Origin of the sequence: Amphritea opalescens, assembly GCF_003957515.1 — a bacterium.
Taxonomy (GTDB): Bacteria; Pseudomonadota; Gammaproteobacteria; order Pseudomonadales; family Balneatricaceae; genus Amphritea; species Amphritea opalescens.
The window spans coordinates 1-3,253 of the sequence record NZ_RQXW01000035.1 but is presented as its reverse complement, the minus strand read 5'-3'; the positions used below and the strand labels follow the sequence as shown (position 1 = coordinate 3,253).

Sequence of the window (3,253 nt, the reverse complement as noted above, 5' to 3'; positions counted from 1 at the left end):
AAGATGACAAAGAAGTTTTATCAGTGACTTTGACAGACCCTTTTGGGTTATATGGTCAAGTGACTAAGCGTGCACGGTGGATGCCTTGGCAGTCAGAGGCGATGAAGGACGTGGTAACCTGCGATAAGGTTCGGTGAGTCGGTAAACAGACTTTGACCCGGACATTTCCGAATGGGGAAACCCACCCAGTATAAGCTGGGTATCTCTTGAGTGAATACATAGCTCTTGAGAAGCGAACCCGGGGAACTGAAACATCTAAGTACCCGGAGGAAAAGAAATCAACCGAGATTCCCCTAGTAGCGGCGAGCGAACGGGGAACAGCCCTTAAGCCTTTTTAATGTTAGCAAAACATACTGGAAAGTATGGCCATAGTGGGTGATAGCCCCGTATGCGAAAACATTTTTAAGGTGAAATCGAGTAGGACGGGACACGTGATATCCTGTCTGAATATGGGGGGACCATCCTCCAAGGCTAAATACTCCTGACTGACCGATAGTGAACCAGTACCGTGAGGGAAAGGCGAAAAGAACCCCTGTGAGGGGAGTGAAATAGAACCTGAAACCGTGTACGTACAAGCAGTGGGAGCGGTCCTTGAGACCGTGACTGCGTACCTTTTGTATAATGGGTCAGCGACTTAATTTTAGTAGCAAGGTTAACCGTTTAGGGGAGCCGTAGGGAAACCGAGTCTTAATAGGGCGTGCAGTTGCTAGGATTAGACCCGAAACCGAGCGATCTATCCATGGGCAGGTTGAAGGTTGAGTAACATCAACTGGAGGACCGAACCGACTACCGTTGAAAAGTTAGCGGATGACCTGTGGATCGGAGTGAAAGGCTAATCAAGCTCGGAGATAGCTGGTTCTCCTCGAAAGCTATTTAGGTAGCGCCTCGTGTCTCACCATTGGGGGTAGAGCACTGTTTCGGCTAGGGGGTCATCCCGACTTACCAACCCGATGCAAACTCCGAATACCAATGAGTGCAATCACGGGAGACACACGGCGGGTGCTAACGTCCGTCGTGAAAAGGGAAACAACCCAGACCGTCAGCTAAGGTCCCAAAGTTATGGTTAAGTGGGAAACGATGTGGGAAGGCTTAGACAGCTAGGAGGTTGGCTTAGAAGCAGCCACCCTTTAAAGAAAGCGTAATAGCTCACTAGTCGAGTCGGCCTGCGCGGAAGATATAACGGGGCTCAAACCATACACCGAAGCTACGGATGCCACTTGTGGCATGGTAGAGGAGCGTTCTGTAAGCCGTTGAAGGGAAAGCTGTAAGGCATCCTGGAGGTATCAGAAGTGCGAATGCTGACATGAGTAACGATAAGGGGAGTGAAAAACTCCCCCGCCGGAAGACCAAGGGTTCCTATCCAATGCTAATCAGGGTAGGGTGAGTCGACCCCTAAGGCGAGGCTGAAGAGCGTAGTCGATGGGAAACAGGTTAATATTCCTGTACTTTTTGTTATTGCGATGGAGTGACGGAGAAGGCTAGGCCAGCACGGCGTTGGTTGTCCGTGTTTAAGGTTGTAGGTTTAGGACTTAGGAAAATCCGGGTCCTTTTAAGACTGAGAATTGATGACGAACCCTCTTTTGGGTGAAGTGGTTGATGCCATGCTTCCAGGAAAAACTTCTAAGCTTCAGATAACAAGAAATCGTACCCCAAACCGACACAGGTGGTCAGGTAGAGAATACCAAGGCGCTTGAGAGAACTCGGGTGAAGGAACTAGGCAAAATGGTACCGTAACTTCGGGAGAAGGTACGCCGATGTGGGTGATAGGACTTGCTCCTTAAGCTTACGTCGGTCGAAGATACTAGGTGGCTGCGACTGTTTATTAAAAACACAGCACTCTGCAAACACGAAAGTGGACGTATAGGGTGTGACGCCTGCCCGGTGCTTGAAGGTTAATTGATGGGGTTAGCTTCGGCGAAGCTCTTGATCGAAGCCCAAGTAAACGGCGGCCGTAACTATAACGGTCCTAAGGTAGCGAAATTCCTTGTCGGGTAAGTTCCGACCTGCACGAATGGCGTAACGATGGCCACACTGTCTCCACCCGAGACTCAGTGAAATTGAAATTGCGGTTAAGATGCCGTATATCCGCGGCTAGACGGAAAGACCCCGTGAACCTTTACTATAGCTTCGCAGTGGACTTTGATATTACTTGTGTAGGATAGCTGGGAGGCTTTGAAATCTGGACGCCAGTTCAGATGGAGCCAATCTTGAAATACCAGCCTGGTACTATTGAGGTTCTAACTCAGGTCCCTTATCGGGATCGAGGACATTGTGTGGTGGGTAGTTTGACTGGGGCGGTCTCCTCCTAAAGAGTAACGGAGGAGTACGAAGGTGCGCTCAGCATGGTCGGAAATCATGCATCGAGTATAAAGGCATAAGCGCGCTTGACTGCGAGACAGACACGTCGAGCAGGTACGAAAGTAGGTCTTAGTGATCCGGTGGTTCTGTATGGAAGGGCCATCGCTCAACGGATAAAAGGTACTCCGGGGATAACAGGCTGATACCGCCCAAGAGTTCACATCGACGGCGGTGTTTGGCACCTCGATGTCGGCTCATCACATCCTGGGGCTGAAGCCGGTCCCAAGGGTATGGCTGTTCGCCATTTAAAGTGGTACGCGAGCTGGGTTTAGAACGTCGTGAGACAGTTCGGTCCCTATCTGCCGTGGACGTTTGAGATTTGAGAAGAGTTGCTCCTAGTACGAGAGGACCGGAGTGAACGAACCTCTGGTGTTCGGGTTGTCATGCCAATGGCATTGCCCGGTAGCTACGTTCGGACAGGATAACCGCTGAAAGCATCTAAGCGGGAAGCCCCCTTCAAGATGAGATCTCACTGGGGCCTTGAGCCCCCTGAAGAGCCGTTCAAGACCAGGACGTTGATAGGCTGGGTGTGTAAGCGTTGTGAGGCGTTGAGCTAACCAGTACTAATTGCTCGTGAGGCTTGACCATATAACGCCAAAAGCGTTTGGGAAGCTGATAAAGAAAGATACGACTGAAAAGTCACACGGATTAGAGCTTGTACAGCTCATCTCGAAGCACCACCGTTACAGGATTCTAATGACGCTTGAACAAGCAAACCGCTTAGTTCAATCGTTAGAGCAACCAGTTTTGCTTGGCGACCATAGCGAGATGGAACCACCCGATCCCTTACCGAACTCGGAAGTGAAACGTCTTAGCGCCAATGGTAGTGTGGGGATTCCCCATGCGAGAGTAGGTCATCGCCAAGCTTCAAATAAGAGACAGCCCCGATCATTAG

General features: G+C 50.4%; 2 rRNA genes. Both read left to right on the top strand.

What is annotated here, in order from left to right:
• The first annotated feature begins 53 nt into the window (after positions 1 to 53).
• Positions 54 to 2,946: ribosomal RNA gene (locus tag EH243_RS18410) — 23S ribosomal RNA — on the top strand.
• Positions 2,947 to 3,108: 162 nt separating this feature from the next.
• Positions 3,109 to 3,224 (top strand): 5S ribosomal RNA (gene rrf / locus EH243_RS18405).
• The last annotated feature ends 29 nt before the right edge of the window (positions 3,225 to 3,253 follow it).